Origin of the sequence: Xanthomonas sp. NCPPB 4467 (assembly GCF_041475665.2) — a bacterium.
In the GTDB taxonomy this organism is placed as follows: Bacteria; Pseudomonadota; Gammaproteobacteria; order Xanthomonadales; family Xanthomonadaceae; genus Xanthomonas; species Xanthomonas dyei.
Genome location: NZ_CM191260.1, coordinates 3062741 through 3087486, shown reverse-complemented (window position 1 = coordinate 3087486; position 24746 = coordinate 3062741). Strand labels below are relative to the sequence as shown.

Below are 24746 nucleotides of genomic sequence, written 5' to 3'. Positions count from 1 at the left end.
CTGTTGGGCGATCAACGTCATCTCAGTGCATCAGAACGATAGCCAGATCGATAATGCGTGAAGGGCGAGGCCGATCAATCCACCGACCAAGGTCCCGTTGAAGCGAATGTATTGCAGATCGCGTCCGACACCCAATTCCAATTGTTCGACGAGGTGACGTTCGTCCCAACTTTTTACGGTCGATGCAATGTGCTCGGTGACCGATGCGCGCAGGCGCGTGGTGAGTTTGTCGGCTGCCTGCAGCATATGCTGGTTGAGTGCGTCGCGCAGTGACGGATCTTGCGACAACGCCTGGCCGAGCGATTGCATGGAGCGCTCCATGTGCGCGGCCATCGACGACTGCTCACGCGCCAGATCGTTGCGCAGCGCATCGCGGATCTCGCCCCACAGGCCCTGCACGTATTCCTGCAGCGCGGGATGTTGGATGGCACGTTGCTTGAGTTCTTCTACACGCGTGGCCATTTCCGGCTCGTCACGCAGGCGCGCGATGTAGCCTTGCAGCCACGCTTCATAGTCGAGCCTGATTGGATGCTCGGGCGTCTTGAGGATGTCCTGCAATTCTTCGATGGCCGCACGCGCCATGCGGTCGGCCAGACTGTCGCCGATCTCTTCGATCGGCTTGATCCAGTTCACCGTGCCGACCAGCTTGGGCCATTCGCGGCGCGCATACCGCACGATCAATGCAGACGCGCGCGTCTTGACCTGTTCCTGGTCCAGCCATTCGCCCAACCGCAGCAGCACTTCGTCGAGCAATTTCTGATGGCGCCCGTCGGTGGTGAGCAGCGCCATCACATCGCCGACCGTCGCGGCGGCGTTCCACTTGCGCAGGCGGTCCACCACGAAGCGCTGGATGGCGCTGCGCACGGCGGCTTCGTCCAGCAGCTCCAACGCCTGCAACATCCAGCCGCGCGCCATCTGCGCGAGCATGCGCGCCTGCTCGGGCTTGGTCAGCCATTCGCCGAGGCGGCTGGCGGGGTCGAACACGCGCAGCTTTTCCATCAACGCAGCGGGCGCAAGGAACTGGTCGCGCACGAACACCGCCAGCCCGTCGGCCAGCCGTTCCTTGCCGCGCGGCAGGATGGCGGTGTGCGGGATCGGCAGGCCCATCGGGCGGCGAAACAGCGCCACCACCGCAAACCAGTCGGCCAGTGCGCCCACGGTGGCCGCTTCGCAGAAGGCCGACACCCAGGCCCAGATGCCTTGCTCGCCCATCAGGTGACTGACGATAAACCCGGCGAACATCGCCAGCAGCAAAGCCACCGCCAACAGCTTCATGCGCTGCAGCTGGGCACGACGGGGATCGATGGGGCGGGGAGCGCTGAGACTGGGTTCCATCCGCGAAGTGTACCCAGTCGTTTGACCAGGGCATGTCCACGGCAGGTGGCGCCGTCGTGGACGGTTGTTGGTGGCCGCGTCTTCGGTACCTGTGCTCAAGCTGCGCTTGCAACGAGGCGACCAAGCGTCCATCGCCGTCGTAGGAGCGCACCCGGGCGCGACGGGCTTTATCGGGACTGCCCGTCGCGCCCAGGTGCGCTCCTACGGGATGGTAGTTAGCTAGCGGGTACGCGCGCTCAGCCGCGCAGGCGCTCCAGCTGCGCTTGCAGTGCGGTCACCTTGGACTGCAGTGCGGCGTTTTCGTTTTCCAGTTCGGTGACGCGGCGTTGCAAGGCCTTGAGGTCGCGGCGCTCGGCTTCGCCGCCTTCGACCTCGTCGGGCTTGGGCTTGCGCTTGGCGTCGCGCACACGCTTGGCGGCCTGCTTGAGTTCGGCCTTGCCGGCCTGCGCGGCGGCACGTTGTTCGTCTTCCGACAGCGTGGCCACGGCGGCCGCGGCGCTGATCGAGATCTCGCCGGCCTTCACTGCCTGTACCACTTCCGGCGCGGCCTGTTTGTGGATGCGCTCGATCATCACCACCTGGTTGCTGCTCAGGCGTGCTTCGCGTGCCAGCTCGGCGCGGCTCACCGGGGTGGAGGTTTCCTCCCACGGCGGGCTGTCGGTGTCGTCGCTCGCGGGGGCCGCGCTGTCGTCGAGGCCGGTATCGGCCTGTGCGTCATCAACCACCGGCGCCTCGGCGGCGGCATCGGCCTCGCGCTGGCTACGCTGGCGGGCGGCCAGGATCTCGCGCTTGCGCAGCGCCAGCACGCCACGCTGGAAGTCGGACACGCTGCGCCGGCCAAGGTGCTGCTCGATCATCCATAGATGCACGTCCTGCATCGACTGGAAGCGTGGGTTCTGCACAGTCTGGAACGGCAGCCCGTGCTTCTGGCAGATGCCGTAGCGGTTGTGGCCGTCCACCAGTACATCGCCCCACAACACCAAGGCATCGCGACAGCCTTCGGCCAGCAGGCTGCGCTCCAGCGCCTCGTGCTCGTCGGGTGTCAGCGGGTCGATGTAGGCCTTGAGTTCTTCTTTGACAACGATGTTCATGGGGCAACTGCGGGGGAGTGCGGGGCCGGCATTGTAGAGAGCCTGCTCCGGCTTTGCGCGCTTGACGTGGTACCCGCGCCCGTGACACGCGAGCGCCGTCGTGGAACGGCCACGCGCGCCGTCACCGGCTATCTTCAGGCGAGCGGCGCGTACGGCGGGAGCCGGCGCGGCGAGGCTCCTGTAGCGCGCGGCCAGGGCCCGCGTGCCTCTGCCTGCAACGCACCCATGCCGCCGGCCGCGCTCAGTCCACCAGGCGCAGGATGCCGGCCAGCGTCTCGACCATCTGCCCGATCTGCTCGGGGGTGACGATCAACGGTGGCGACAGCGCGATGACATCGCCGGTGACGCGCACCAGCAGTTCGCCGTCGTGGAAGCAGCGCTCGAACACCTCGTAGCCGCGTGCACCGGGGGCGCCATCGCGCGGCGCCAGTTCGATGGCGCCGATCAGGCCGACGTTGCGGATGTCGATCACGTGCGGCAGGCCGCGCAGGCTGTGCAGCGCGTCTTCCCACTGCGGGCCGAGCGTGATCGCACTGGAAAACAATCCTTCCTCGGCATAAGTGTCCAGGGTCGCAATCGCGGCCGCGCAGGCCAGCGGGTGGCCGGAGTAGGTATAGCCATGGAACAGCTCGATGGCGTTGTGCGGGCCGTGCATGAAGGCGTCATGGATCGCATCGGCCACCAGCACCGCGCCCATCGGCACGGTGCCGCTGGTCAGCCCCTTGGCGGCGGTGATGATGTCGGGCGTGACGCCGAAGCGCTGCGCGGCGAACGCCTCGCCCACGCGGCCGAAGCCGGTGATCACCTCGTCGAACACCAGGAGGATGCCGTGGCGGTCGCAGATGGCGCGCAGCCGTCGCAGGTAGCCTTCCGGCGGCAGGATCACCCCGGCCGAGCCCGACACCGGTTCGACGAATACCGCGGCGATGGTGGAGGCATCGTGCAGGGTGATCAGCCGTTCCAGGTCATCGGCCAGTTCCGCGCCGTGCGTCGGCAGCCCGCGCGAATAGGCATTGCGCTGCAGATCCAGCGTGTGGCGCAGATGGTCGGTGCCGGCCAGCAGTGGGCCGAACCACTTGCGGTTGTTGGGCAGCCCGCCGATCGACATGCCGCCGAAGCCGACCCCGTGGTACGCCTTCTCGCGGCCGATAAAGCGGGTGCGATGGCCCTCGCCGCGCAGGCGGTGGTAGGCCAGGACGATCTTCATCGCGCTATCCACCGCCTCCGAGCCGGAGTTGGTGAAGAACACATGGCCCAGGCCGGGCGGTGCGATGGCGGCCAGGCGCTGCGCCAGCACGAACGGCAGCGGTGAGCCCATCTGGAAGGTCGGGGCGAAATCCAGCGTGCCGGCTTGCGTGCGGATCGCCGCCACGATGCGTTCGCGCGCGTGTCCTGCATTGCAGCACCACAAGCCTGCGGTGCCATCCAGGATCTGCCGGCCGTCGACATCGCGGTAGTGCATGCCGGCGGCCGAGGCGAGCAGGCGAGGGCGCGCCTTGAACTGCCGGTTGGCGGTGAACGGCATCCAGAACGCGTCCAGCTGCGCCGGTGTCTGCGATGCAGGCGCTTCGTCGCGCGGAAGTGGGTCGTGCATGGCCGGCTCCGTCACGGGGGTCGCCCGACTGTACGCAGCCATCGCCTTGGTCGTCACCTTGGTCTCGGGTGGGAATGGGCGATATGCCCGAACAGGCTTGGCGGATGCCCGTCGATCTAATACATAAGAACTAGTTAATTAGTCGCAGCGCCGGCCGCTAAGCTCAGGGAACGCTTGCGTGGCGTGTGTGTGGCAATGCAATGGAACGCTGCGAGGCGTCGCCAAGCATTGCAAAGCTGCAAGGATTGCCGATGATGCGCCAGACAACCGCCGGTTGGGCCTGGTCGCCGCCGCTGCTTATATCGCAACACGCCAATCGATCGCAGCCGTCAATCTTTTTTATCGCAGTTCATCGCACTATTTTTTTGGGGAATGAGTAATGACGCAAGGGTCCACCGTGGCGACAGCCAGTGGCGCAGACGCCGGTCTGCTATCCAAGGAGCGCATCATTGCGCGTCCGGGGTTCAATCGTTGGCTGGTGCCGCCGGCTGCGCTGGCGATCCATCTGTGCATCGGCATGGCTTACGGCTTCAGCGTGTTCTGGCTGCCGCTGTCCAAGGCGCTGGGCATCACCGAAGCGATCGCCTGCCCGGCCGACATGGGCCTGTTCGCGCGCATGGTGGCGACCACTTGCGACTGGAAGATCAGCGAGCTGCAGTGGATGTACACCCTGTTCTTCGTGCTGCTGGGCTGCTCGGCGGCTATTTGGGGCGGTTGGCTGGAACGTGCCGGCCCGCGCAAGGCCGGCGTGGTCTCGGCGCTGTGCTGGTGCGGCGGCCTTGTGATCTCGGCGGCAGGTATCCACTTCCATCAGATCTGGATGCTCTGGCTGGGCTCGGGCGTGATCGGCGGTATCGGTCTGGGGTTGGGCTACATTTCGCCGGTGTCGACCCTGATCAAATGGTTCCCGGACCGTCGCGGCATGGCGACCGGCATGGCGATCATGGGCTTTGGCGGCGGCGCGATGATCGGCAGCCCGCTGGCCGATGCACTGATGCGCCACTTCGCTACCCCCACCTCGGTGGGCGTAATGGAAACCTTCCTGGTGATGGCTGCGCTGTATTTCGTCTTCATGATGGCCGGCGCCTTCGGATATCGCGTGCCGCCGAGCGGCTGGACTCCGGCCGGCTGGACCGCGCCGGTGGCCAGCACCAACGCCATGATCACCGCCAACCACGTGCACGTCAGCAAGGTCTGGGGCATTCCGCAGTTCTGGCTGCTGTGGGGCGTGTTGTGCCTGAACGTTTCGGCCGGCATCGGCGTGATCGGCATGTCCTCGCCGATGCTGCAGGAAGTGTTCGGCGGCCGGTTGATCGGCGTGGACATCGGCTTCGGCAGCCTGGATACGGCTCAGCTGGCCAGCATCGCGGCCATCGCGGCCGGCTTCACCGGTCTGCTCAGCCTGTTCAATATCGGTGGCCGCTTCTTCTGGGCCAGCATGTCCGACAAGCTCGGCCGCAAGAACACCTACACGCTGTTCTTCGTGCTGGGCATCTGCCTGTACGCGGCGGCGCCGTCGGCCGGTGGCGTGGGCGGTATCGCGCTGTTCGTGGGCATCTTCTGCATCATCCTGTCGATGTATGGCGGCGGCTTCGCCACCATTCCGGCCTATCTGGCCGACCTGTTCGGTACCCAGATGGTCGGCGCCATCCATGGCCGTCTGCTGACCGCCTGGGCCACCGCCGGCATCCTCGGCCCGGTGGTGGTGGGGTATATGCGCGAGTACCAGCTGGCGCACGGCAGCCCGCCGTCACAGGTCTACAACACCACCATGTACATCCTCGCCGGGATGCTCGTGCTCGGCCTGATCTGCAATTTGTTGGTGCGCCCGGTGGCCGCGCGTCATTTCATGACGCCGGACGAACTGGCACGCGAAAAGCAGCTGGCGCACGAGAAGGTCGACCGTAGCGGGCATGCGGTGTTGCCGCCGGAACAGATGGCGCGCATCGGGCATGGTGGCAACCCCGCACTGGTCGCGTTCGCTTGGCTGGCGGTTGGCATCCCGATGGCGTTCGGTATCTGGGTGACGCTGCAGAAAGCCTTTGTGCTGTTCCATTGAGGTGAGATGACCAGTCCGTCTTCCCGCACAGTGCGCCCCGGTAGTGTGGTGCGCACGGTTGTCCGCCATCGCGGCGGTCGCGGTGCCACGGTGCAGGACATGGTGGCGGCCGAAATGCCGGTTGCCCTGATCTACAACCAGGTGCCGTTCGCGGTGATGATGGCCACGCCGGAGGACCTGGAGGATTTCGCGCTTGGGTTCTCGTTGAGCGAAGGCATCGTCGACCACGCGCAGGACCTGCGCGTGGTCGCGGTGGAGACCTTTCTGGAAGGCGCTTCGCTGCAGATCGAGATCCCGCCCGAGCGCGCGGCCGCGTTGGACCAGCGGCGGCGCAATCTGGATGGACGCAGCGGTTGCGGCGTGTGCGGGAATGAATCGATCGAGGCGGTGCTGCGCGTGCCGCCGCGCGTGCAGTCGACGCTGCAGATCGACGCCGATGCGTTGGCGCGTGCGCTGGATGAGTTGCATATGCAGCAGCCGATCGCCGCGCAGACCGGCGCGGTGCACGCTGCCGGCTGGGCCGATGCGAACGGCGTGGTGCAGCTGGTTCGCGAAGACGTCGGGCGCCACAACGCGCTGGACAAATTGATCGGTGCATTGGCGCGCGTGCGCATCGATGCATCGCAAGGGTTTGCGGTGGTCACCAGCCGCGCCAGTTATGAAATGGCCATGAAAGCCGCGCAGGCCCGAATTCCGCTGCTGGCAGCGATTTCGGCACCTACTGCGCTGGCGATCAGCCTGGCCGACAGCGCGGGACTGACCCTGATCGGGTTTGCCCGCAATCACGATTGTGTTGTTTACAGCCATCCACAACGCCTGGATCTGGGCGTTGCCGTGGGAGAGCCCGCATGAGCAAGAAAACCATCAAGCAGTACGACAATCCCGCGGGCGGCTGGGGCGCATTGCGCTCGGTGGCCAAGCACCTGATGGAACAGGACATCGCAGTGCAGGGCGCCAAGACGCTGCTGCACGCCAATCAGCCGGACGGCTTCGATTGCCCGGGCTGCGCCTGGCCGGATCGCGACCATACCTCCACCTTCGAGTTCTGCGAAAACGGCGCCAAGGCCGTGGCCGCCGAATCCACCGCGCGCCGCGCCGGGCTGGAATTGTTCGCCTCGCACAGCGTCAGCCTGCTGTCGCAATACAGCGACTATTGGCTGGAAGGGCAGGGCCGGTTGACCCACCCGATGCGCTACGACGCCGCCACCGACCACTATGTGCCGGTGAGCTGGGACGATGCGTTTGCGCAGATCGCCGGCCATCTCAATGGCCTGGCGACCCCGGATGAGGCGATCTTCTACACCTCCGGGCGCACCAGCAACGAGGCGGCGTTTTTGTATCAGTTGTTCGTGCGCGAGTTCGGCACCAACAACTTCCCGGATTGCTCCAACATGTGTCACGAGCCATCCGGCACCGCGCTGCGTTCGCAGATCGGCGTGGGCAAGGGCACGGTGTCGTTGCACGATTTCGAGCTGGCCGATGCGATCTTCATCTTCGGCCAGAATCCGGGCACCAATCACCCGCGCATGTTGGGCGAGTTGCGTCAGGCCTCCAAGCGCGGCGCGGCGATTGCGGCGTTCAATCCGCTGCGCGAGCGCGGTCTGGAGAAGTTCGCCGACCCGCAAGACAAGCTGGAGATGCTGCACAACGGTTCCACCCGCATTGCCTCGGATTATTTCCAGCTCAAGATCGGCGGCGACCTGGCGGCGTTGAAGGGCATCATCAAGCATGTGCTGGAGCGCGATGCGCAGGCCCAGCGCGATGGTGCGCCGCGCTTGCTGGATCTGGAGTTCATCGCCGAGCACACCGCCAATTTCGACGCCTTCGCTGCCGATGTGCATGCGGAAGCCTGGGACACCATCGTCGAAGAGTCCGGCCTGGACGAAGCGCAGTTGCGCAAGGCTGGCGAGATCTATCTGAAGGCCGAGCGTGTGATCGCGTGCTGGGGGATGGGCATCACCCAGCACAAGCACTCGGTGGCCACCATCCACATGATCACCAACCTGCTGTTGCTGCGCGGCCATCTGGGCCGGCCCGGCGCAGGCGTTTGCCCGGTGCGCGGGCACAGCAACGTGCAGGGCGACCGCACGATGATGATCTATGAAAAACCACCCGCCGCGTTTCTGGACAAGCTGCAGTCGGTGTTCGGTTTTGCGCCGCCGCGCGAAGACGGCTTCGACACCGTCGGTGCGATAGAAGCGATGCTGGACGGGCGCGGCAAGGTGTTCTTCGCAATGGGCGGCAATTTTGCCGCCGCCACGCCGGATACCGATGCCACGCACCGCGCGCTGCGCAACTGCGAGCTCACCGTGCACGTCACCACCAAGCTCAATCGCAGCCACCTGGTGCATGGGCGCGATGCATTGATCCTGCCGTGCCTGGGGCGTACCGAAATCGATATCCAGGACGCCGGCTCGCAAGGCGTGACGGTGGAGGATTCGATGAGCATGGTGCACCTGTCGGCCGGCATCAATCCGCCGGCCTCGCCGGACCTGTTGTCCGAGCCGGCGATCGTGGCGCGCATGGCCGAAGCCACGTTGGGCGCGCGCAGCGCGATCCGCTGGCGCTGGCTGGTGGGCGACTACGACCGCATCCGCGACCTGATCGCGCAGGTCTTCCCGGACTTTGCCGACTTCAATCAGCGCGTGCGTACGCCGGGCGGTTTCCGTCTGTCCAACACCGCGCGCGACCGTAACTGGGTCACGCCCGAGCAGCGTGCGGTGTTCAAAGCGCACGCGGTGCCTACCGACAACCCGATCCATCGCGCGCGGCGTTCGCGGGGCGATCAGATGGTGTTTACGCTCGCCACCACGCGCTCGCACGATCAGTACAACACCACCATTTACGGGCTGGACGATCGCTATCGTGGCGTGTTCGGCGAGCGCCGCGTGCTGTTCATCAATGGCGCCGATATCGCCGCGTTGAACATGAAGGCCGGCGATTGGGTGGACCTGGAAAGCCTGTGCGAAGACGGCGTGCATCGCGAGGCGCGGCGCTTCTTGCTGGTGGACTACAACATTCCGCGCGGCTGTCTGGCGGCGTATTACCCGGAAACCAATGCGCTGGTGCCGCTGTCGAGTTTTGCCGACGAAGCACGTACGCCGACCTCCAAGTCGATTCCGGTGATCGTGCTGCCGCATCGCGCCGAAACCGCCGACGCGGCGCCGCGCGATATCGGAGCGGTGCTTGTCCGCTGATCCGCAGCTCACCGCGCAGTTGCTGCAGGCGCTGGCCGACACGCCCGAGGGCGTGTCGCTGTCGAGGCTGTGCAAGCAGCTGGGCGTGCGCATGAGCGTGTTGTTGCGCACGCTCGCGTGGCTTGGCAGCGCCAATTTGGATGGCCAGCCCGGTCCGGGTTGGATTCACGTGGAAGAGCGCGGCGATCGGCAATTCGCGGTGTTGACGCCGGCCGGGTTGGCAGAGCACGCACAGCGCAAAACTGCGCAAGCGCCGCAAGGCGGCTGAATAACTTGCTGGTTGTTTGTTGAAGACCATGTACGCCGATATTTCTGCCTGCTCCTTGCCCAGCCACCATCGCGGGACTTTTGGCTGCTAAGTTGAAAGCTTAGGCAATCGAGTGCGCGGTGCCCTCACCGCTCGCGGGACACGCCGTGAACCCGTCCCTGGGGGCTCGATGGCGGCATCCATGCCGCCAACGGTCCCGCAATCGGCGAGGGCACCGCACCAGATAGTTGGCTGGTGACGTTATCGAAGAACGAAGACACTGCAGCAGACAGTTAACGGTTGCTCTGTTGAAACATCCGCACACCGGCGTTCTCGACTGGTCCTTGCCCGCTCACCGTCGCGGGACCTTACGCGGCATGGATGCCGCGTAAGAGCCTACAGGGACGTACTTGCGGCGTGTCCCGTGATGGTGGGCGGGCAAGGACCCTGCAGCCAAGCTGAAGATCATCAGCTCTACAGGTGATCTATCTTCATTGTTCGACCAGTCCGTACTTGCGGCGTTTCCCGCGATCGTTGACGAGTGAGGGCCCGGCAGCCAAGTCGCAGATCATCCGCCTTTCAATCAACGCATTCTTAGCACGCCATCCTTCCTCATCTGACGACTGCTCACTACGTTTTGTCGGCCACCCTTTATGGATGAGGATGGCATGGCCTACGCGCCAGGCGGTCACGCCTGTAACTTTTTGCAGGCCGGTTTGGCTGCGCAAACCACTGCCGCGATCTGCCAGAATCGGCCGTCTTGTCTGATGGATGCCGACCCACGATGATTGCTGCCGCGCCGCTCGCCACGCCCGTCAATTCGCCTGCGCGCGTGCTGTTTGCCAGCCTGATCGGCACCACCATCGAATTCTTCGATTTCTACATCTATGCCACCGCTGCGGTGCTGGTGTTCCCGACCTTGTTCTTTCCGGCCGGCGATGGCAGTGCGGCGATGTTGCAGTCGTTGGCGACCTTTGCGGTGGCCTTCATCGCGCGGCCGGTGGGCTCGGCGGTCTTCGGCCACTTCGGCGATCGGGTCGGCCGCAAGGCCACGCTGGTGGCGGCATTGCTGACGATGGGTCTGTCCACGGTTGCCATTGGTCTGCTGCCCGGCTATGCGCAGATCGGGGTGTGGGCTCCCCTGCTGCTGGCGCTGTGCCGGTTCGGTCAGGGGCTGGGCCTGGGCGGGGAGTGGGGCGGCGCCGTGTTGCTCGCCACCGAGAACGCACCGCCTGGCAAGCGCGTGTGGTACGGCATGTTTCCGCAGCTGGGTGCGCCGCTGGGCTTCTTGCTGTCCACCGGCACCTTCCTTGGCATGGGCGCATTGCTGGACGATGCGGCCTTCATGCAGTGGGGCTGGCGGGTGCCGTTTCTGGCCAGCGCCTTGTTGGTGATCACTGGCCTGTGGGTACGCCTGAGCATCACCGAAACGCCGGATTTTCAAAAGACCCTGGATCGTCAGACGCGCGTGCGGCTGCCGCTGGGCACCGTGATATCGCAGCATTGGCCGGCGTTGATCATCGGCACGCTGGGTGCGTTTGCCACCTTCGTGTTGTTCTATCTGATGACCGTGTTCGCATTGGGCTATGGCACCAAGACGCTGGGCTACGACAAGGAGCAATTCCTGCTGCTGCAGATGGCCGGTATCGTGTTCTTTGCGCTGGGCATTCCATTCTCGGCCAAGTTCGGCGATCGGCATGGCGCACCGTTGGCAATGATGCTGGCCAGCGTCGCCATCGTTGCGTTCGGGCTGGCGTTTGCGCCGTTGTTCCAGGCCCATCACCCGTTGCAGGTGTTGGCCTTTCTTGGGCTGGGCTTCTTCTTTATGGGGCTGACCTATGGCCCTTGCGGCACCTTGCTGGCGGAGTTGTATCCCACCGAGGTGCGCTATACCGGCGCGTCGCTGTCGTTCAATCTGGCCAGCATCCTGGGCGCGGCACCGGCGCCGTATGTGGCCACGCAACTGGCGCAACGCTACGGAGTACAAGCCGTGGGTTACTACCTCGGCGCAGCCGCTGTGTTGAGCCTGCTCGCGCTGACGGTGGCGCGTCGATCGCGTCGATAGATGCGCTTGCGTAGGCAACTGCCGTAGGCGCGGGCTGGTGCGCGCACAGGTGCTATCGGTAAGGCGCCTTCGCGCCCGGGTGCGCTCCTACGGTGGCTAGAGAAAGACGCGCTTTGAGGTGCGTCCTGGCCGGCTGCCGTGTTGGTGCAAGTGTGCTGCGCTCAGACCGCCAAGCGTACCTGGTTGCGGCCGCCGGCCTTGGCCAGGTAGAGATATTTGTCGGCTTCGTTCAACAGGTGATGCAGCGATTGATCGCTTTCGGTCGCAATGCACACGCCGATGCTTACCGTCATGCTCAGCGTGTCGTCGCCGACACGGACGCGTAGTGCACTGATGCGTTCGCGCAGGGTTTCGAAGTAGCTGGTGGCGTTGGCTGCATCCAGCCCCGGCACCAGCAGGCAGAATTCTTCGCCACCGAAACGCGCCACCAGGTCCTGCGGACGTGCATGCCCGGAGACCGATGCGGCTACCGCGCGCAACGCCTGGTCGCCGGCTTCGTGGCCCCAGGTGTCGTTGATGTGTTTGAAGTGATCGATATCCAGCATGGCCGCGGTTACCGTCTGGTCCTGCGACAGCAACTGCGGGATCACGCGCTGGCTTTGTTCCAGGAAGTAACGCCGATTGGGCAGGCCGGTGAGGAAATCGCGTGTGGCCAGATCCTGCAGCGTGCCGATCAATTCCAGCTGGTCCACGTTCTGCGAGACGCGGCAGAAGAATTCTTCGCGCGAGAAGGGCTTGCGCAGGAAATCGTTGGCGCCGTTCTTCAAGAAGCGCGGGATCAGCGACGAGTCGCTGTTGCCGGAGATGCCGATCACTGCGACCTTGTCGCGCGAGCGCAACGCACGCAGCCGGCGGGTGAATTCCACGCCTTCCATGCCGGGCATTTCCTGATCGACGATGGTTAGACGGATGTCGGGGTCGCGTTCGATTGCGTCCAGTCCGGCGGCGCCGTCAGCGGCCAGCACCACGCGGTAGCCGTACATCGACAGCAGTGCGGCGGCGTAGGTACGAGCAGACAACGAATCGTCCACCACCAACGCGCCGATGCGACGATTGCGCTCCAGGCGCTGCACCAACCAGGCCAGATATTCGATGCTGCCCGGTGCGTTCTTGAGTACGTAATCGATGATCTGCTGCTGCAGCACGCGCTGGCGCAGATCCTCGTCGTACACGCCGCTGACCACCACGGTCGGCAGGTTGCGCGAGAGGAAGAACTCCACGACCTTGTCGCGGTCGCCGTCGACCAGCACCAGGCCGGTCAGGACCAGGAACCAGCCATCTTCTTCGTCGAGCACGCGTGCCGCTTCGGCCAGGGTCGAAACGACCGTGACCGGCAGTTCCACGCGTTGTTCGATGGCTGCGCGCAGCATGCTGGTGAACGTGCGCGAGTTCTCCACCAGCAACACGCGTTGCGGCAGAACTGCGCTTTCACTATTGCGATGTAGGGTACCTGGGGACATCGGTTGGCCGTGTGGATCGAACCGTCAGATCAGCTAACGGCTCTGCTCGCCAAAACTTGAGCGCTGCGTTGTAGCTTGCGCGATGGACCTGGGGGCGCGGTCACCACAGCGCGTCGCGCAGCCGGTACCAGCTCATGGCCGCCACCAGCAATGGGGTGCGCAGCCGCTGCCCGCCGGGAAACGGGCGGTGCGGGATACGCGCAAACACGTCCAACCGCTGGCTCTGGCCCGCGATGGCCTCGGCGATCACCTGGCCGGCCAGACCGGTGGCTGCCACACCGTGGCCGGAGAAGCCCTGCGCGAAATACACAGTCGGCGCGAGCCGGCCCCAGTGCGGCGCGCGGTTGCGCGAGATGTCCACGTAGCCGCCCCAGACGGTCTCCAGCGGCACCTGGCGCAACTGCGGAAACACCGTGTGCATGCGCTGGGTCATCAGGCGCTTCAAACCCGGCGGCGGGCGCGAGGAATAACTAGCGCGCCCGCCGAACAGCAGCCGGTGATCGGCGCTGAGCCGGTAGTAATCCAGCGCCCAGTTGGTGTCGGCCACCGCCATGTCGTTGGCGATCAGCGCGCGCGCGCGCGCCTGGCCCAGCGGCGGGGTGGCACCGACATAGGTGCCGACCGGCATGATGCGTTGCTCCAGCGGCGCGGCGATGCCGTGCAGCAAGGCGTTGCCGGCAATCACGCCGAAGTCCGCGGTGACGCTGCCATCGGCCGTGTGCATCGTCACCTGCGCGCCAGGGTCCAGGCGGGTCACCGCCGAGTCCTCGAAGATGCGCACGCCTGCCGCGAGCGCCGCCCGCGCCAGGCCGAACGCGTAGGCCAGCGGATGCAGATGGCCGCTGGCGGGGTCGAACATCGCACCCAGATACAGCGGGCTGTCCAGCACCTGGCGGGTGCGGGCGCGGTCCCACCACTCCAGCGGGTAGTCGTAGCGCTGCGCCATGCGCACGATGCCATGCTGCAGCGCCCGCACCTGGCGCGGCTTGAGCGGCACGTGGGCGTGACCATCGCGCCAATCGCAGGCGATGGCATGACGTTCGATCCGCTGGCGCAGCAGGCGCATGCCGTCGCGCGAGAAGTCGAACAACAGCCGCGCATCTGCATCGCCGACCAGCGCTTCCAGCGTTTCCTGTTCGCAGCCGTAGCCCACGATGGCCTGACCGCCGTTGCGACCGGATGCGCCCCAGCCGATGCGCCGGGCCTCCAGCACGACGACCCGGTAGCCGGCTTCGGCCAGCGCGAGCGCCGCAGTCAGTCCGGTGTAACCGGCGCCGAGAATGCAGACATCGGCGCGTTCGGCGCCGCGCAGGCGCGGTTGCGCGGGCAGGGCAGGCGCGCTGCGCGTGTACCAGCTGTCCGGATAGCCGCCCTCCGCGGTGTCGGCGTGCGGCAGCGCGGTGGCCGGGCTGCCCATCACACGGTCCGCAGGTACCGGGCGTAATCGATGTCCGGCACCAGCGCCTGGTAATCGAGCAGCTCGCGTTGTTTCTGTTGCCCGAATACATGCTGAAACTGCGTGCCTAGCTGGACGCCGATAAAGTCGCTGGACACAAACGCATCGATCGCGCCCTGCCAGGTGCGTGGTTGAAAGATTCCTTGCGCATAGGCGTTGCCGGTGATCGGCGGCGTGGGTTCGGCAGGCTGCTGCAGGCCGTCGAGCATAGCCGCCAGCACCGCGGCCGCGGCCAGATATGGGTTGGCATCGGCGCCGGCAATGCGATGTTCAATGCGCGTGTTGCGGGCATCGCTATGCGGGATGCGCAGCGCCACGGTGCGGTTGTTGAAACCCCAGCTGGCATCCAACGGCACGAAGGCATTGCTGACGAAGCGTCGGTAACTGTTGGCGTGCGGCGCGAACAACAGCAGCGATGCGTCCGCATGCCGCTGCAGCCCGGCGATGGCGTGGCGCAGGCGGTCGGTGGGCATCTCGGCCTCGCCGGCAAGCACGTTGTGCCCGTCGGCATCGAGCAGGCTCACATGCAGATGCAAGCCGCTGCCGGCCTGGCTTGGGAACGGCTTGGCCATGAAGCTGGCCAGCATGCGCTGCTGCTGCGCGATGGCCTTGATGGTGCGTTTGAGCAGGATCGCCTCGTCGCAGGCGGCCACCGCGTCGGCGCGATGTTGCAGGTTGATCTCGAACTGGCCCGGCGCGTACTCGGCCACGGCGGTGTCGGCGGGAATGCCTTGCTGCTGGCAGGCAGCAGTGACCGCATCGGTAAAACCACGGTGATCGTCCAGATCCTGCAATGCGTACACCTGGGTGCTGTCGCTGCGGATGCCGGTGACCGGGTCGCGCGGGGTCTGCGGGCGCCCCTGCGCATCGGGCACCGCATCGAACAGGTAGAACTCCAGCTCCACCGCCACCACCGGGGTCAGCCCGAGTGCGGCAAAGCCGTGCAACACCCGCTGCAACACCGCGCGTGGCGCGACCTCGAACAGGCTACCGTCCGGGGTGTGCATCGCCAGCAGTAGCTGCGCCATCGGTTGCGGCGCCCACGGGACCGGGCGCAGCGAGCCTTCGATCGGCCGGCAGATGCGGTCGGCATCGCCGATGGCATAGCCAAGCCCGGTTTCTTCCACGGTGTTGCCGGTAATGTCGGTGGCGATCAGCGACATCGGCAGACACACGCCATCGCGGTAGACCTTGTGCAGTGCATCGGCAGTGACGCGCTTGCCGCGCAACACGCCGTTGGTGTCGGGCAATAACAGGTCGACGGAGTGGCAGCCGGCGATGCGCGCCAGGGTGGCGGCATCGGCAGCGGGCAGCGATGCGACGGAGTTCTCGAAAGCCATGGGCACCACCTGCGAAGTCGCCGCCCAGCCTAGCAAAGCACGCGTGATCGTTTGCGACCAGGCAACGGTGCGGCGGTGGCAATGGCAGCGGTGGCGCGGTAAGTTCGAGCGCATCTGCCGTTCAACGCACCGCATCGGGATGTCTGCATGGCTGTTGTACCGTTGGTCGGATTGCCGACCGATCGCATCGCGCAAGGGCCGCATCCGTTTCTGGCGGCCGGCGAAAAATACATCCGTGCGGTCGTGGACGCGGCCGGTGCCATGCCGGTGCTGCTGCCGAGTCTGCAGCCAAGCCTGGAGGCCGGCGCGTGGCTGGATCGGCTGGACGGCGTGTTGCTTACCGGGGCGTTCAGCAATATCGAGCCGCATCATTACAGCGACGACTCCAGCTGGGAGGGCAACCCGCACGATGCCGCGCGCGATGCCACCAGCCTGGGATTGATCCCACAGGCGCTTGCGCGCGGCCTGCCGGTGCTGGCGATCTGTCGTGGCCTGCAGGAGGTCAATGTCGCGCTCGGTGGACGCCTGCATCAACGCGTGCATGCGGTGCCCGGCCTGGCCGATCATCGCGAAGACCGCAACGCGCCGCTGGACGTGCAGTACGGCCCGGCGCATCCGCTGCGGTTGCAGCTCGGCGGCTGGCTGGCTGGCATGAGCGACTCGGCCGAGGTGTGGGTCAATTCCCTGCATGGGCAGGGCATCGCCACGCTGGCCGACGGCCTGCTGGTCGAAGCGACTGCGCCAGATGGCCTGATCGAAGCCTTTCGCGGCCCGGGACCTGGCTTTTTGCTTGCGGTGCAATGGCATCCGGAATGGCGTGTCACACAGCATCCGTTCTACCGTGCCATCTTTCAGTCCTTCGGCGAGGCCTGTCGCCGTTACGCCGCTCAGCGCGGTCAGTGAGGTTGTATGTCGATCCGCACACGTTCGCGCAAATCCACGCCCAAGCAGCCGGAGAGCGCATTGCGCCGCTGGCTCAAGGACCGCCGCATCACCGAGGTCGAATGCCTGGTGCCGGACATCACCGGCAATGCGCGCGGCAAGATCATTCCGGCCGACAAGTTTTCGCACGATTACGGCACGCGGTTGCCCGAAGGCATCTTCGCCACCACGGTCACCGGCGACTTTCCGGACGACTATTACGCGCTGACCTCGCCGTCTGACTCGGACATGCATCTGCGCCCGGATGCGTCCACCGTGCGCATGGTGCCGTGGGCCGCCGACCCCACCGCGCAGGTCATCCACGATTGCTACACCAAAGACGGCCAGCCGCACGAACTGGCGCCGCGCAACGTGCTGCGTCGCGTGCTGGAGGCCTACGCCGAGGTCAAATTGCAGCCGGTGGTGGCGCCGGAGCTGGAGTTCTTTCTGGTGCAGAAGAACACCGATCCCGACTTCCCGTTGCTGCCGCCGGCCGGGCGCTCCGGTCGCCCGGAAACCGCGCGGCAGTCGTATTCGATCGATGCGGTGAACGAGTTCGACCCGATCCTGGATCTGATGTACGACTATTGCGATGCGATGGAGCTGGACGTGGATACCTTGATCCACGAATCCGGCGCCGCGCAGCTGGAAGTCAACTTTACCCACGCCGATGCCTTGTCGCGCGCCGACCAGGTGTTTCTGTTCAAGCGCACCATGCGCGAAGCGGCGCTACGGCACGGGGTGTATGCCACGTTTCTGGCCAAGCCGATGGAAACCGAGCCCGGCAGTGCGATGCATATCCACCAAAGCCTATTGCATGCCGGCACCGGCAAGAATGTATTCAGTGGCAAACGCGAGGGTGGGTTCAGCGACACCTTTGCGCATTATCTGGGCGGGCTGCAAAAATACATTCCGATGGCGATGGGGCTGCTGGCGCCTAACGTCAATTCGTACCGGCGGCTGATGTTCGGTGAGGTGTCGCCAAGCAATGTGCTGTGGGGCTTCGACAACCGCACCTGCGGGTTACGGGTGCCGATCGATGCGCCGCAGAACATGCGGGTGGAAAGCCGGTTTGCCGGCTCCGATGCCAATCCATATCTGGCGATGGCGGCGACATTGGCGTGCGGGCTGTTGGGCATCCGCGAAAAGCTTGAACCAACCGCGCCGATCAGCAGCAATGGCAAGGAGCAGGGCTACGATTTGCCGCGCTCGTTGGGTGAGGCGCTGGATGGGTTGGAGAAGTGCGAGGCGCTGCAGGAGATGTTGGGGCGGCGGTTTGTGCGAGCCTATATCTCGGTGAAGCGCAAAGAGTATGAGACGTTCTTTCGGGTGATCAGTTCGTGGGAGCGGGAGTTTTTGTTGTTGAACGTGTGATGGGGTCGGATGAGTGTTGCCGCGCGCTCCCTTCTCCCGCCGGGAGAAGGTGCCCGCAGGGCGGATGAGGGTGCGGTGTCGGGTGGTGTTGGAGCTTGGCAGTGGTTAGTGTGCTTCCGGGTTTCTGGAGAATTCAATTTCAGAGCAGGGCTTTCACGCCCTTCGGGCGCGAGTCACTTTTTCTTTGCTTGTGCAAAGAAAAAGTAACCAAAAAGAAAGCACACCCCGTCCTCGCGCCCTCCGCGCCCTCCGCGCCATAGGCGCTGCGGGTGCGCAAGTCCGGCAGAAATTTTTGTAAGGGACATCCATGTCCCTTACAAAAACGTCGCGCATCCATGCGCGCCGCCCTGCGGGTTGTATCTACCGGCCTTGCCGCTGCGGTATGGGGCCCCGGAAAGCGCAAGCGAAGCAAGGCAATCAAAGCTGAAGCAAAGCAAGGCGAAACAAAGCAAGGCGGAGCTAGGCGAAACAAAGCGAAGCTACGCAAATCAAAGCAAATCAAAGCGCTGCACAGATCAGCGCATCAAGGTGTAGCGATGTCATGCGGAAGCCAGCCGGTGCTTGGCAGGAGGCAGGCGCCGCGAAGGAAATGCGCAGACCGCGGACGCAGCAAGGCGTTCCCTTCTCCCATCGGGAGAAGGTGCCCGAAGGGCGGATGAGGGTGCGGTGTTGGTGGCAGCGCTAGTTCTCGCGGCCAAGCCGTCTGGCGGATGTGCCAGCGATTCGCAGGGCAATCTGCAATGCCGTCCACGGTGCGGCAACAGGGCGTGTGTATGCTCGTGGTTCCTCATGCGTGGAGCAGGTCGTGGATCCTTCTGTGCTCAGGTCGTTGCAGCAGCTCGATGCGGCGCATCATCTGCATCCGTTCAACGACAACGCGGTGCTGGCGGGCAAGGGCACGCGCATCCTGGCGCGCGGTGAGGGCGTGTATGTGTGGGATGCCGACGGCAACAAGCTGCTGGATGCGTTCGGTGGCTTGTGGTGCGTCAATGTGGGCTATGGACGTACCGAGCTGGCGCAGGCGGCGGCGCGACAGATGGAGCAGCTGGCGTACTACAACAGCTTTTTCCAGTGCACCACCGAGCCCACCATCCACCTGGCCGCCAAGCTCGCGGAACTGACGCCCGGCGATTTGAATCATGCGTTCTTCGCCAATTCCGGGTCGGAGGCCAACGACACCATCCTGCGCCTGGTGCGGCATTTTTGGGCGGTGCAGGGGCAGCCGCAAAAACACGTCTTCATCGGTCGCCACAATGGCTATCACGGCACCACCATGGCCGGTGCCAGCCTGGGTGGCATGCAGGGCATGCACAAGCAGGGTGGGTTGCCGATACCGGGCATCGTGCATATCGAGCCGCCCAATCATTTCGGCGATGGCGGGGACATGGCGCCGGACGAATACGGGCTGCTTGCCGCGCGCCGTCTGGAAGCCAGGATTCTCGAACTCGGGCCGGAAAACGTAGCGGCCTTCATCGGCGAACCCATCATGGGGGCGATCGGTGTCTATATCCCACCGCGTAGTTATTGGCCAGAAATCCAGCGCATCTGCCGGCACTACGACGTACTGCTGGTGGCTGACGAGGTGATTTGCGGATTCGGGCGTACCGGGGAATGGTTCGGGGCGGATTACTTCGGCTTTCAGCCCGATGTGATGACGCTGGCCAAGGGCATCACCTCCGGTTACATTCCGCTGGCGGCGGCAATGTTCAACGATCGCGTGGCCGGGGTGCTCAAGCAACAAGGCGGCGAGCTGGCGCATGGCGGTACCTATGCCGGGCATCCGGTATGCGCGGCGGTGGCGCTGGAGAATCTGCGCCTGCTGCAGGACGAGGGCATCGTGGACACCGCACGCACGCAGATTGCGCCATATCTGGCGCAGCGCTGGACCGAGTTGGGCGCGCATCGGCTGGTCGGCGAGGCGCGGATCGCGGGCCTGGTCGGGGCGCTGGAGCTGGTGCCGGACAAGCGCCAACGCGGCCGATATTTTCCCGGGCGCGGTCGGGTCGGCGCGATGTGCCGCGACTTCGCGCTACGGCGCGGGCTGATCCTGCGCGCCACCTACGATGCAATGCTGCTGTCGCCGCCGTTGATCATCACTTGCGAACAAGTCGACGAGCTGTTCGACAAGGCCTGGGCGGCGTTGGACGACACCGCGCAGGCGTTGGGCAAGTAAGCGCGGCGGCAGGTCTGCGGCCGCAGAGCCGCGCAACCACAGCGCAGCAAGCGCCACCGCCGCGGCCGACCTTCGCCAACCCCGACGTTTCAGCGCGTCAAACCGCGAACCTCCGGTCCACGCACCTCCCGCTGTGCAAACCCGGACGCGGTGGGTAGGCTGGGCGCAGACCGGCCGCGATGCCGGGCCGCTCCCACCGCGCTGCCCTGGAGACCCACATGACGCTGCGACTGCTCGCCCTGACCCTGTCCATCACCCTGTTGTCCGGCTGTGGCGGCGGTGGCGCGCCGGGCAAGGCCGATGCGCAGGCCAAGGTGCTCAACGTCTACAACTACTCGGACTACATCGCCGAAGACACGATTCCCGCGTTCGAAAAGAACACCGGCATCAAGGTCACCTACGATGTGTTCGACAGCGACGAGATGGTGGAAACCAAGTTGCTGGCCGGCGGCAGCGATTACGACGTGGTGGTGCCCACGCTCAACTTCTTCGGCCGGCAGATTCAGGCCGGTGTGTTCCTGCCGTTGGACAAGAGCAAGATCCCGAATCTGGTCAATCTGGATCCGGCCGTCATGCGCCGCATCGCCGCGCAGGACCCGAACAATGCGTATGGGGTGCCGTACATGATCGGCACCACCGGCATCGGCTACAACGTCGACAAGCTCAAGGCGATCTTCGGCAGTACCGATGTCGCCAACAGTTGGGATCTGGTATTCAAACCGGAGAATCTGTCCAAGCTCAAGGACTGCGGCGTCACCATTCTGGACACCCCCTCGGACATGATCCCGATCGCGCTGAATTATCTGGGCCTGGATCCGCACAGCAGCGTGCCGGCCGAGATCGAGAAGGCTGCCGCGCTGATCAAGACCATCCGCCCGTACGTGCAGAACTTCCACTCCAGCCAGTACGTCACCTCGCTGGCCAACGGCAATACCTGTCTGGCGGTGGGGTGGTCGGGCGACATCATCCAGGCGCGCGACCGTGCCAAGGAGGCCGGCAACAACGTCAACGTGGCCTACGCCATTCCGAAAGAAGGCGCGCCGCAATGGTTCGACATGCTGGCCATCCCCAAGGACGCCAAGCATGCTGACAATGCCTACGCCTTCATCAATTACCTGTTGAAGCCGGAGGTGGCCGCGGCCAACAGCAACTTCATTCACTACGCCAACCCGGTGCGCACCGCCACGCCGCTGGTGGATGCGGCGATCCGCAACGACCCCACCATCTACCCGCCGCCGGAAGTGACCGCCAAGATGTTCACCTACGCGATCAATTCGCCAGAGGTCGATCGCCTGTACACGCGGCTGTGGACCGAGATCAAGACCGGCCGTTGAGCCAGGGCGTCAGGCGCTGATACGGCGCAGGCCGCCGCATCCTTATCAAACGCCAATCAGTTGCCTGAGAAATCGCCGCGCTGGTCGCGGCCGCGTGCTGCTGGTGCACCGGCATCGCTTGCATCGCCGAGTGCTGCACGCGGCTGGCTGACACGCAGCAACTGACCGATCCGGCCTGTTCGGCCAGCCTCAGCCCCGGCTGACTGGTCTCGTCACGCAACCTGTACCGACGGGTTCAAATAATTACATGGTTCCGCCGCTTTCGCCGTGCCGCCGATGCGGCATGCCGTTGGCGCGCCTCGCCCACGACCTACAGGACGCTTCCTTTGAGCAACCAAGCAGACCACCCGTCCAACGATGGCCGCAGCCAGGCCGCGGACGCGCACGACGACCAGGAGCAGAAGCCTTCGCCGTTGAAGAACCCCAAGGTCAAGTGGACGCTGATCCTGGTGGGCGTGCTGGTGCTGGTCTTGCTGGTGGTCTGGCTGGCCTATTACCTGATCAAGGGCCGCTACATGCAGGACACCAATAACGCCTATCTGCAGGCCGATTCGGTGGCGGTGGCGCCGCGCGTCAGCGGCTATGTGACCAAGGTGATGGTGGGCGACAACCAGATCGTGGACGCCGGTCAGCCGCTGCTGCAGATCGACGACCGCACCTATCAGGCCACGCTGCAGCAGGCCGAGGCCGCGATTGCCGCGCGCCAGGCCGATATCGCGGCCGCCACCGCCAATGTGTCCGCACAGGAGTCGGCGCTGGTGCAGGCACGTACCCAGGTCGCTGTCGCCGCTGCCAGCCTCACCTTCGCCCAGGCCGAAGTGAAGCGCTTTGCGCCGCTGGCGGCCTCCGGCGCCGACACCCACGAGCATCAGGAAAGCCTGCAGCACGATCTGGCCCGCGCCCGCGCCCAGTACGACGCCGCCCAGGCGCAGGCCAAGGCTGCGCAGAGCCAGATCCAGGCCAGCACGGCGCAACTGGAGCAGGCCCAGGCCGGGGTGAAGCAGGCTACTGCCGACGCCGACCAGGCCCGCATTGCGGTGGAAGACACCCGCCTGACCAGCCGGATCCACGGCCGCGTTGGCGACAAGACCGTGCAGGTCGGCCAGTTCCTGGCCGCCGGCACCCGCACCATGACCATCGTGCCGCAGGAATCGCTGTACCTGATCGCCAACTTCAAGGAAACCCAGGTCGGCCTGATACGTCCCGGCCAGCCGGCCGAGATCGAGGTCGATGCGCTGTCCGGGGTGAAGCTGCACGGCAAGGTCGAAAGCCTGTCGCCCGGGACCGGCTCGCAGTTCGCGCTGTTGCCACCGGAAAACGCCACCGGCAACTTCACGAAGGTGGTACAGCGCGTGCCGGTGCGTATCCGTGTGTTGGCCGGCGACGAGGCACGCAAGGTGTTGGTGCCAGGCATGTCGGTGGAAGTGACGGTGGACACGCGCTCGGCCAAGGACGCCAAACAGCGTGCCGAAGCAGAATCCGACCGCGTGCAGGAGCAGGAGCGCGCGCAGTGAGTGCAGCGGCAGCCACTGGCCCGAGTGCCGGCGGCAGCGCTGCCAGCGAGAAGGCCGAGCCGGGCGCCTGGCTGGCGGTGCTGGCCGGCACCATCGGCTCGTTCATGGCGACGCTGGATATCTCCATCGTCAACGCCGCGCTGCCCACCATCCAGGGCGAGGTCGGCGCCAGCGGCACCGAAGGCACCTGGATTTCCACCGCCTACCTGGTCGCCGAGATCATCATGATCCCGCTGACCGGCTGGTTCGTGCGCACCTTGGGGCTGCGCAACTTCCTGCTGATCTGCGCGGTGATGTTCACCGCGTTTTCGGTGGTGTGCGGGTTGTCGACCTCGTTGAGCATGATGATCATCGGCCGGGTCGGGCAGGGCCTGGCCGGCGGTGCGCTGATTCCCACCGCGCTGACCATCGTTGCGACACGGCTGCCGCCCAGCCAGCAGACCATGGGCACCGCGTTGTTCGGCATGACCGTGATCATGGGCCCGGTGATCGGCCCGCTGCTCGGTGGCTGGCTCACCGAGAACGTCAGCTGGCATTACGCGTTTTTCATCAACGTGCCGATCTGCGTCGGCCTGGTGGCGTTGCTGCTGCTGGGGCTCAAGCATGAAAAGGCCGATTGGGCGGGCCTGCTCAATGCCGATTGGCTGGGCATCTACGGCCTGACTGCGGGCTTGGGCGGGCTCACCGTCGTGCTTGAAGAAGGCCAGCGCGAACGCTGGTTCGAATCCAGCGAAATCAATACGCTGAGCCTGATCGCCTTGAGCGGATTCATTGCCCTGGTGGTCGGCCAGTTCCGCAAGCGCGCGCCGGTGATCCGTCTGTCGCTGCTGCTGCATCGCAGTTTCGGTGCGGTGTTCATCATGATCATGGCGGTGGGCATGATCCTGTTCGGCGTGATGTACATGATTCCGCAGTTTCTGGCGGTGATCTCCGGCTACAACACCGAGCAGGCCGGTTACGTGCTGCTGCTGTCCGGCCTGCCCACCGTGCTGCTGATGCCGATGATGCCCAAGCTGCTGGACATGGTGGACGTGCGCATCCTGGTGATCGCCGGGCTGATCTGTTTTGCCGCGGCGTGTTTCGTCAACCTGTCGCTGACCGCCGACACCGTCGGCACGCATTTCGTCGCCGGGCAGTTGCTGCAGGGCTGCGGGTTGGCGTTGGCGATGATGTCGCTCAATCAGGCGGCCATTTCGTCGGTACCGCCGGAGCTGGCCGGCGATGCATCGGGCCTGTTCAATGCCGGCCGCAACCTGGGCGGCTCGGTCGGGCTGGCGCTGATCTCCACCTTCCAGGAGCGCCGCATGACCTTCCACACCGAAACCATCGGCAGCGCGATCACCGCCAATGCGACGCGCGCGCAGGACTTTCTGGCTGGCCTGAGCGCGCAGATGCAGGGCAGCGCCGGTGGCGAGGCGGCCATCCGCTCGATCGCGCAGTTGGCGCGACTGGTGCAACAGCAGGCGCTGGTGATGACCTACAGCGATCTGTTCTGGATCTTCGGCGTGATCGTGGTCTGCACGATTCCGCTGGCTTTTTTGCTCAAGCCGTTACCCAAGGGGGCGCACCTTGCAATGCACTGATTC

General features: G+C 65.2%; 17 protein-coding genes. 11 read left to right on the top strand and 6 right to left on the bottom strand.

From position 1 onward, the window contains the following. Positions 1–30: 30 nt before the first annotated feature. The 3 genes from ACCQ06_RS13675 to aptA all read right to left on the bottom strand — a co-directional run bounded on the left by ACCQ06_RS13675 (position 31) and on the right by aptA (position 4020). Entirely contained in the window at positions 31–1335 is a 1305-nt protein-coding gene (locus ACCQ06_RS13675; protein ID WP_228323787.1) for a DUF445 domain-containing protein, read from the bottom strand. Between the two features lie 236 nt (positions 1336–1571). Then, complete coding sequence (locus ACCQ06_RS13670) at positions 1572–2426, bottom strand: plasmid replication/partition related protein (protein WP_316686405.1); 855 nt, start codon at positions 2424–2426, stop codon at positions 1572–1574. A gap of 241 nt (positions 2427–2667) precedes the next feature. Further along, positions 2668–4020 (bottom strand): omega-aminotransferase AptA, encoded by a 1353-nt coding sequence (gene aptA, locus ACCQ06_RS13665; protein ID WP_316686403.1) that lies wholly within the window; start codon positions 4018–4020, stop codon positions 2668–2670. 379 nt (positions 4021–4399) lie between these two features. Here aptA and ACCQ06_RS13660 point away from each other — a divergent pair, with 379 nt between their 5' ends. The 5 genes from ACCQ06_RS13660 to ACCQ06_RS13640 all read left to right on the top strand — a co-directional run bounded on the left by ACCQ06_RS13660 (position 4400) and on the right by ACCQ06_RS13640 (position 11588). After that, the gene (locus ACCQ06_RS13660; RefSeq protein ID WP_316686401.1) at positions 4400–6079 is read left to right on the top strand and encodes an OFA family MFS transporter; all 1680 of its coding nucleotides are present in this window, start codon (positions 4400–4402) and stop codon (positions 6077–6079) included. 6 nt (positions 6080–6085) lie between these two features. Beyond that, positions 6086–6931, top strand: coding sequence for a formate dehydrogenase accessory sulfurtransferase FdhD (gene fdhD, locus ACCQ06_RS13655; RefSeq protein WP_316686399.1), 846 nt, complete (start codon positions 6086–6088; stop codon positions 6929–6931). Beyond that, positions 6928–9276 carry an FdhF/YdeP family oxidoreductase gene (locus ACCQ06_RS13650; protein ID WP_316686397.1) on the top strand — a complete coding sequence of 783 codons (2349 nt, stop codon included), beginning with the start codon at positions 6928–6930 and terminating at the stop codon, positions 9274–9276. Before fdhD ends, ACCQ06_RS13650 begins: the two co-directional genes overlap by 4 nt. Then, positions 9266–9544 (top strand): hypothetical protein, encoded by a 279-nt coding sequence (locus tag ACCQ06_RS13645; protein WP_170068683.1) that lies wholly within the window; start codon positions 9266–9268, stop codon positions 9542–9544. Before ACCQ06_RS13650 ends, ACCQ06_RS13645 begins: the two co-directional genes overlap by 11 nt. 763 nt (positions 9545–10307) lie before the next feature. After that, positions 10308–11588, top strand: coding sequence for an MFS transporter (locus ACCQ06_RS13640; protein WP_104617628.1), 1281 nt, complete (start codon positions 10308–10310; stop codon positions 11586–11588). Between the two features lie 161 nt (positions 11589–11749). Here the strand turns inward: ACCQ06_RS13640 and ACCQ06_RS13635 are convergent, their stop codons facing one another. The 3 genes from ACCQ06_RS13635 to ACCQ06_RS13625 form a co-directional block, all read right to left on the bottom strand. Beyond that, positions 11750–13048, bottom strand: a complete 1299-nt coding sequence (locus ACCQ06_RS13635; protein ID WP_170068760.1) for a diguanylate cyclase — start codon at positions 13046–13048, stop codon at positions 11750–11752. A gap of 100 nt (positions 13049–13148) precedes the next feature. Further along, complete coding sequence (locus ACCQ06_RS13630) at positions 13149–14465, bottom strand: NAD(P)/FAD-dependent oxidoreductase (protein ID WP_316686395.1); 1317 nt, start codon at positions 14463–14465, stop codon at positions 13149–13151. Next, entirely contained in the window at positions 14465–15844 is a 1380-nt protein-coding gene (locus ACCQ06_RS13625; RefSeq protein ID WP_316686393.1) for a glutamine synthetase family protein, read from the bottom strand. Before ACCQ06_RS13625 ends, ACCQ06_RS13630 begins: the two co-directional genes overlap by 1 nt. A gap of 147 nt (positions 15845–15991) precedes the next feature. On the opposite strand from ACCQ06_RS13625, the gene ACCQ06_RS13620 reads away from it, so the two are divergent. From ACCQ06_RS13620 to ACCQ06_RS13595, 6 genes are all read left to right on the top strand, one after another. Further along, the gene (locus tag ACCQ06_RS13620; protein WP_372364372.1) at positions 15992–16747 is read left to right on the top strand and encodes a gamma-glutamyl-gamma-aminobutyrate hydrolase family protein; all 756 of its coding nucleotides are present in this window, start codon (positions 15992–15994) and stop codon (positions 16745–16747) included. A 6-nt stretch (positions 16748–16753) separates the two neighbouring features. Continuing rightward, positions 16754–18139, top strand: coding sequence for a glutamine synthetase family protein (locus ACCQ06_RS13615; RefSeq protein ID WP_104617624.1), 1386 nt, complete (start codon positions 16754–16756; stop codon positions 18137–18139). A gap of 805 nt (positions 18140–18944) precedes the next feature. Then, positions 18945–20312: an aspartate aminotransferase family protein gene (locus tag ACCQ06_RS13610; RefSeq protein ID WP_316686388.1), complete on the top strand. Its 1368-nt coding sequence runs from the start codon at positions 18945–18947 to the stop codon at positions 20310–20312. 218 nt (positions 20313–20530) lie between these two features. After that, on the top strand, positions 20531–21646 hold the full coding sequence (locus ACCQ06_RS13605) for a polyamine ABC transporter substrate-binding protein (RefSeq protein ID WP_316686386.1): 1116 nt from the start codon (positions 20531–20533) through the stop codon (positions 21644–21646). A gap of 326 nt (positions 21647–21972) precedes the next feature. Then, the gene (locus ACCQ06_RS13600; RefSeq protein ID WP_228323800.1) at positions 21973–23160 is read left to right on the top strand and encodes an HlyD family secretion protein; all 1188 of its coding nucleotides are present in this window, start codon (positions 21973–21975) and stop codon (positions 23158–23160) included. Continuing rightward, complete coding sequence (locus tag ACCQ06_RS13595) at positions 23157–24743, top strand: MDR family MFS transporter (protein ID WP_228323801.1); 1587 nt, start codon at positions 23157–23159, stop codon at positions 24741–24743. The genes ACCQ06_RS13600 and ACCQ06_RS13595 overlap by 4 nt, the downstream gene beginning before the upstream one ends. Positions 24744–24746: the final 3 nt, after the last annotated feature.

Bases quoted from the DNA above. Each gene is read 5' to 3' on its own strand.
- ACCQ06_RS13670 (WP_316686405.1), bottom strand. From the start codon at position 2,426: ATGAACATCGTTGTCAAAGAAGAACTCAAGGCCTACATCGACCCGCTG.
- ACCQ06_RS13625 (WP_316686393.1), bottom strand. From the start codon at position 15,844: ATGGCTTTCGAGAACTCCGTCGCATCGCTGCCCGCTGCCGATGCCGCC.
- fdhD (WP_316686399.1), top strand. From the start codon at position 6,086: ATGACCAGTCCGTCTTCCCGCACAGTGCGCCCCGGTAGTGTGGTGCGC.
- ACCQ06_RS13635 (WP_170068760.1), bottom strand. From the start codon at position 13,048: ATGTCCCCAGGTACCCTACATCGCAATAGTGAAAGCGCAGTTCTGCCG.
- aptA (WP_316686403.1), bottom strand. From the start codon at position 4,020: ATGCACGACCCACTTCCGCGCGACGAAGCGCCTGCATCGCAGACACCG.
- ACCQ06_RS13675 (WP_228323787.1), bottom strand. From the start codon at position 1,335: ATGGAACCCAGTCTCAGCGCTCCCCGCCCCATCGATCCCCGTCGTGCC.
- ACCQ06_RS13620 (WP_372364372.1), top strand. From the start codon at position 15,992: ATGGCTGTTGTACCGTTGGTCGGATTGCCGACCGATCGCATCGCGCAA.
- ACCQ06_RS13640 (WP_104617628.1), top strand. From the start codon at position 10,308: ATGATTGCTGCCGCGCCGCTCGCCACGCCCGTCAATTCGCCTGCGCGC.
- ACCQ06_RS13630 (WP_316686395.1), bottom strand. From the start codon at position 14,465: ATGGGCAGCCCGGCCACCGCGCTGCCGCACGCCGACACCGCGGAGGGC.
- ACCQ06_RS13650 (WP_316686397.1), top strand. From the start codon at position 6,928: ATGAGCAAGAAAACCATCAAGCAGTACGACAATCCCGCGGGCGGCTGG.
- ACCQ06_RS13615 (WP_104617624.1), top strand. From the start codon at position 16,754: ATGTCGATCCGCACACGTTCGCGCAAATCCACGCCCAAGCAGCCGGAG.
- ACCQ06_RS13605 (WP_316686386.1), top strand. From the start codon at position 20,531: ATGACGCTGCGACTGCTCGCCCTGACCCTGTCCATCACCCTGTTGTCC.
- ACCQ06_RS13660 (WP_316686401.1), top strand. From the start codon at position 4,400: ATGACGCAAGGGTCCACCGTGGCGACAGCCAGTGGCGCAGACGCCGGT.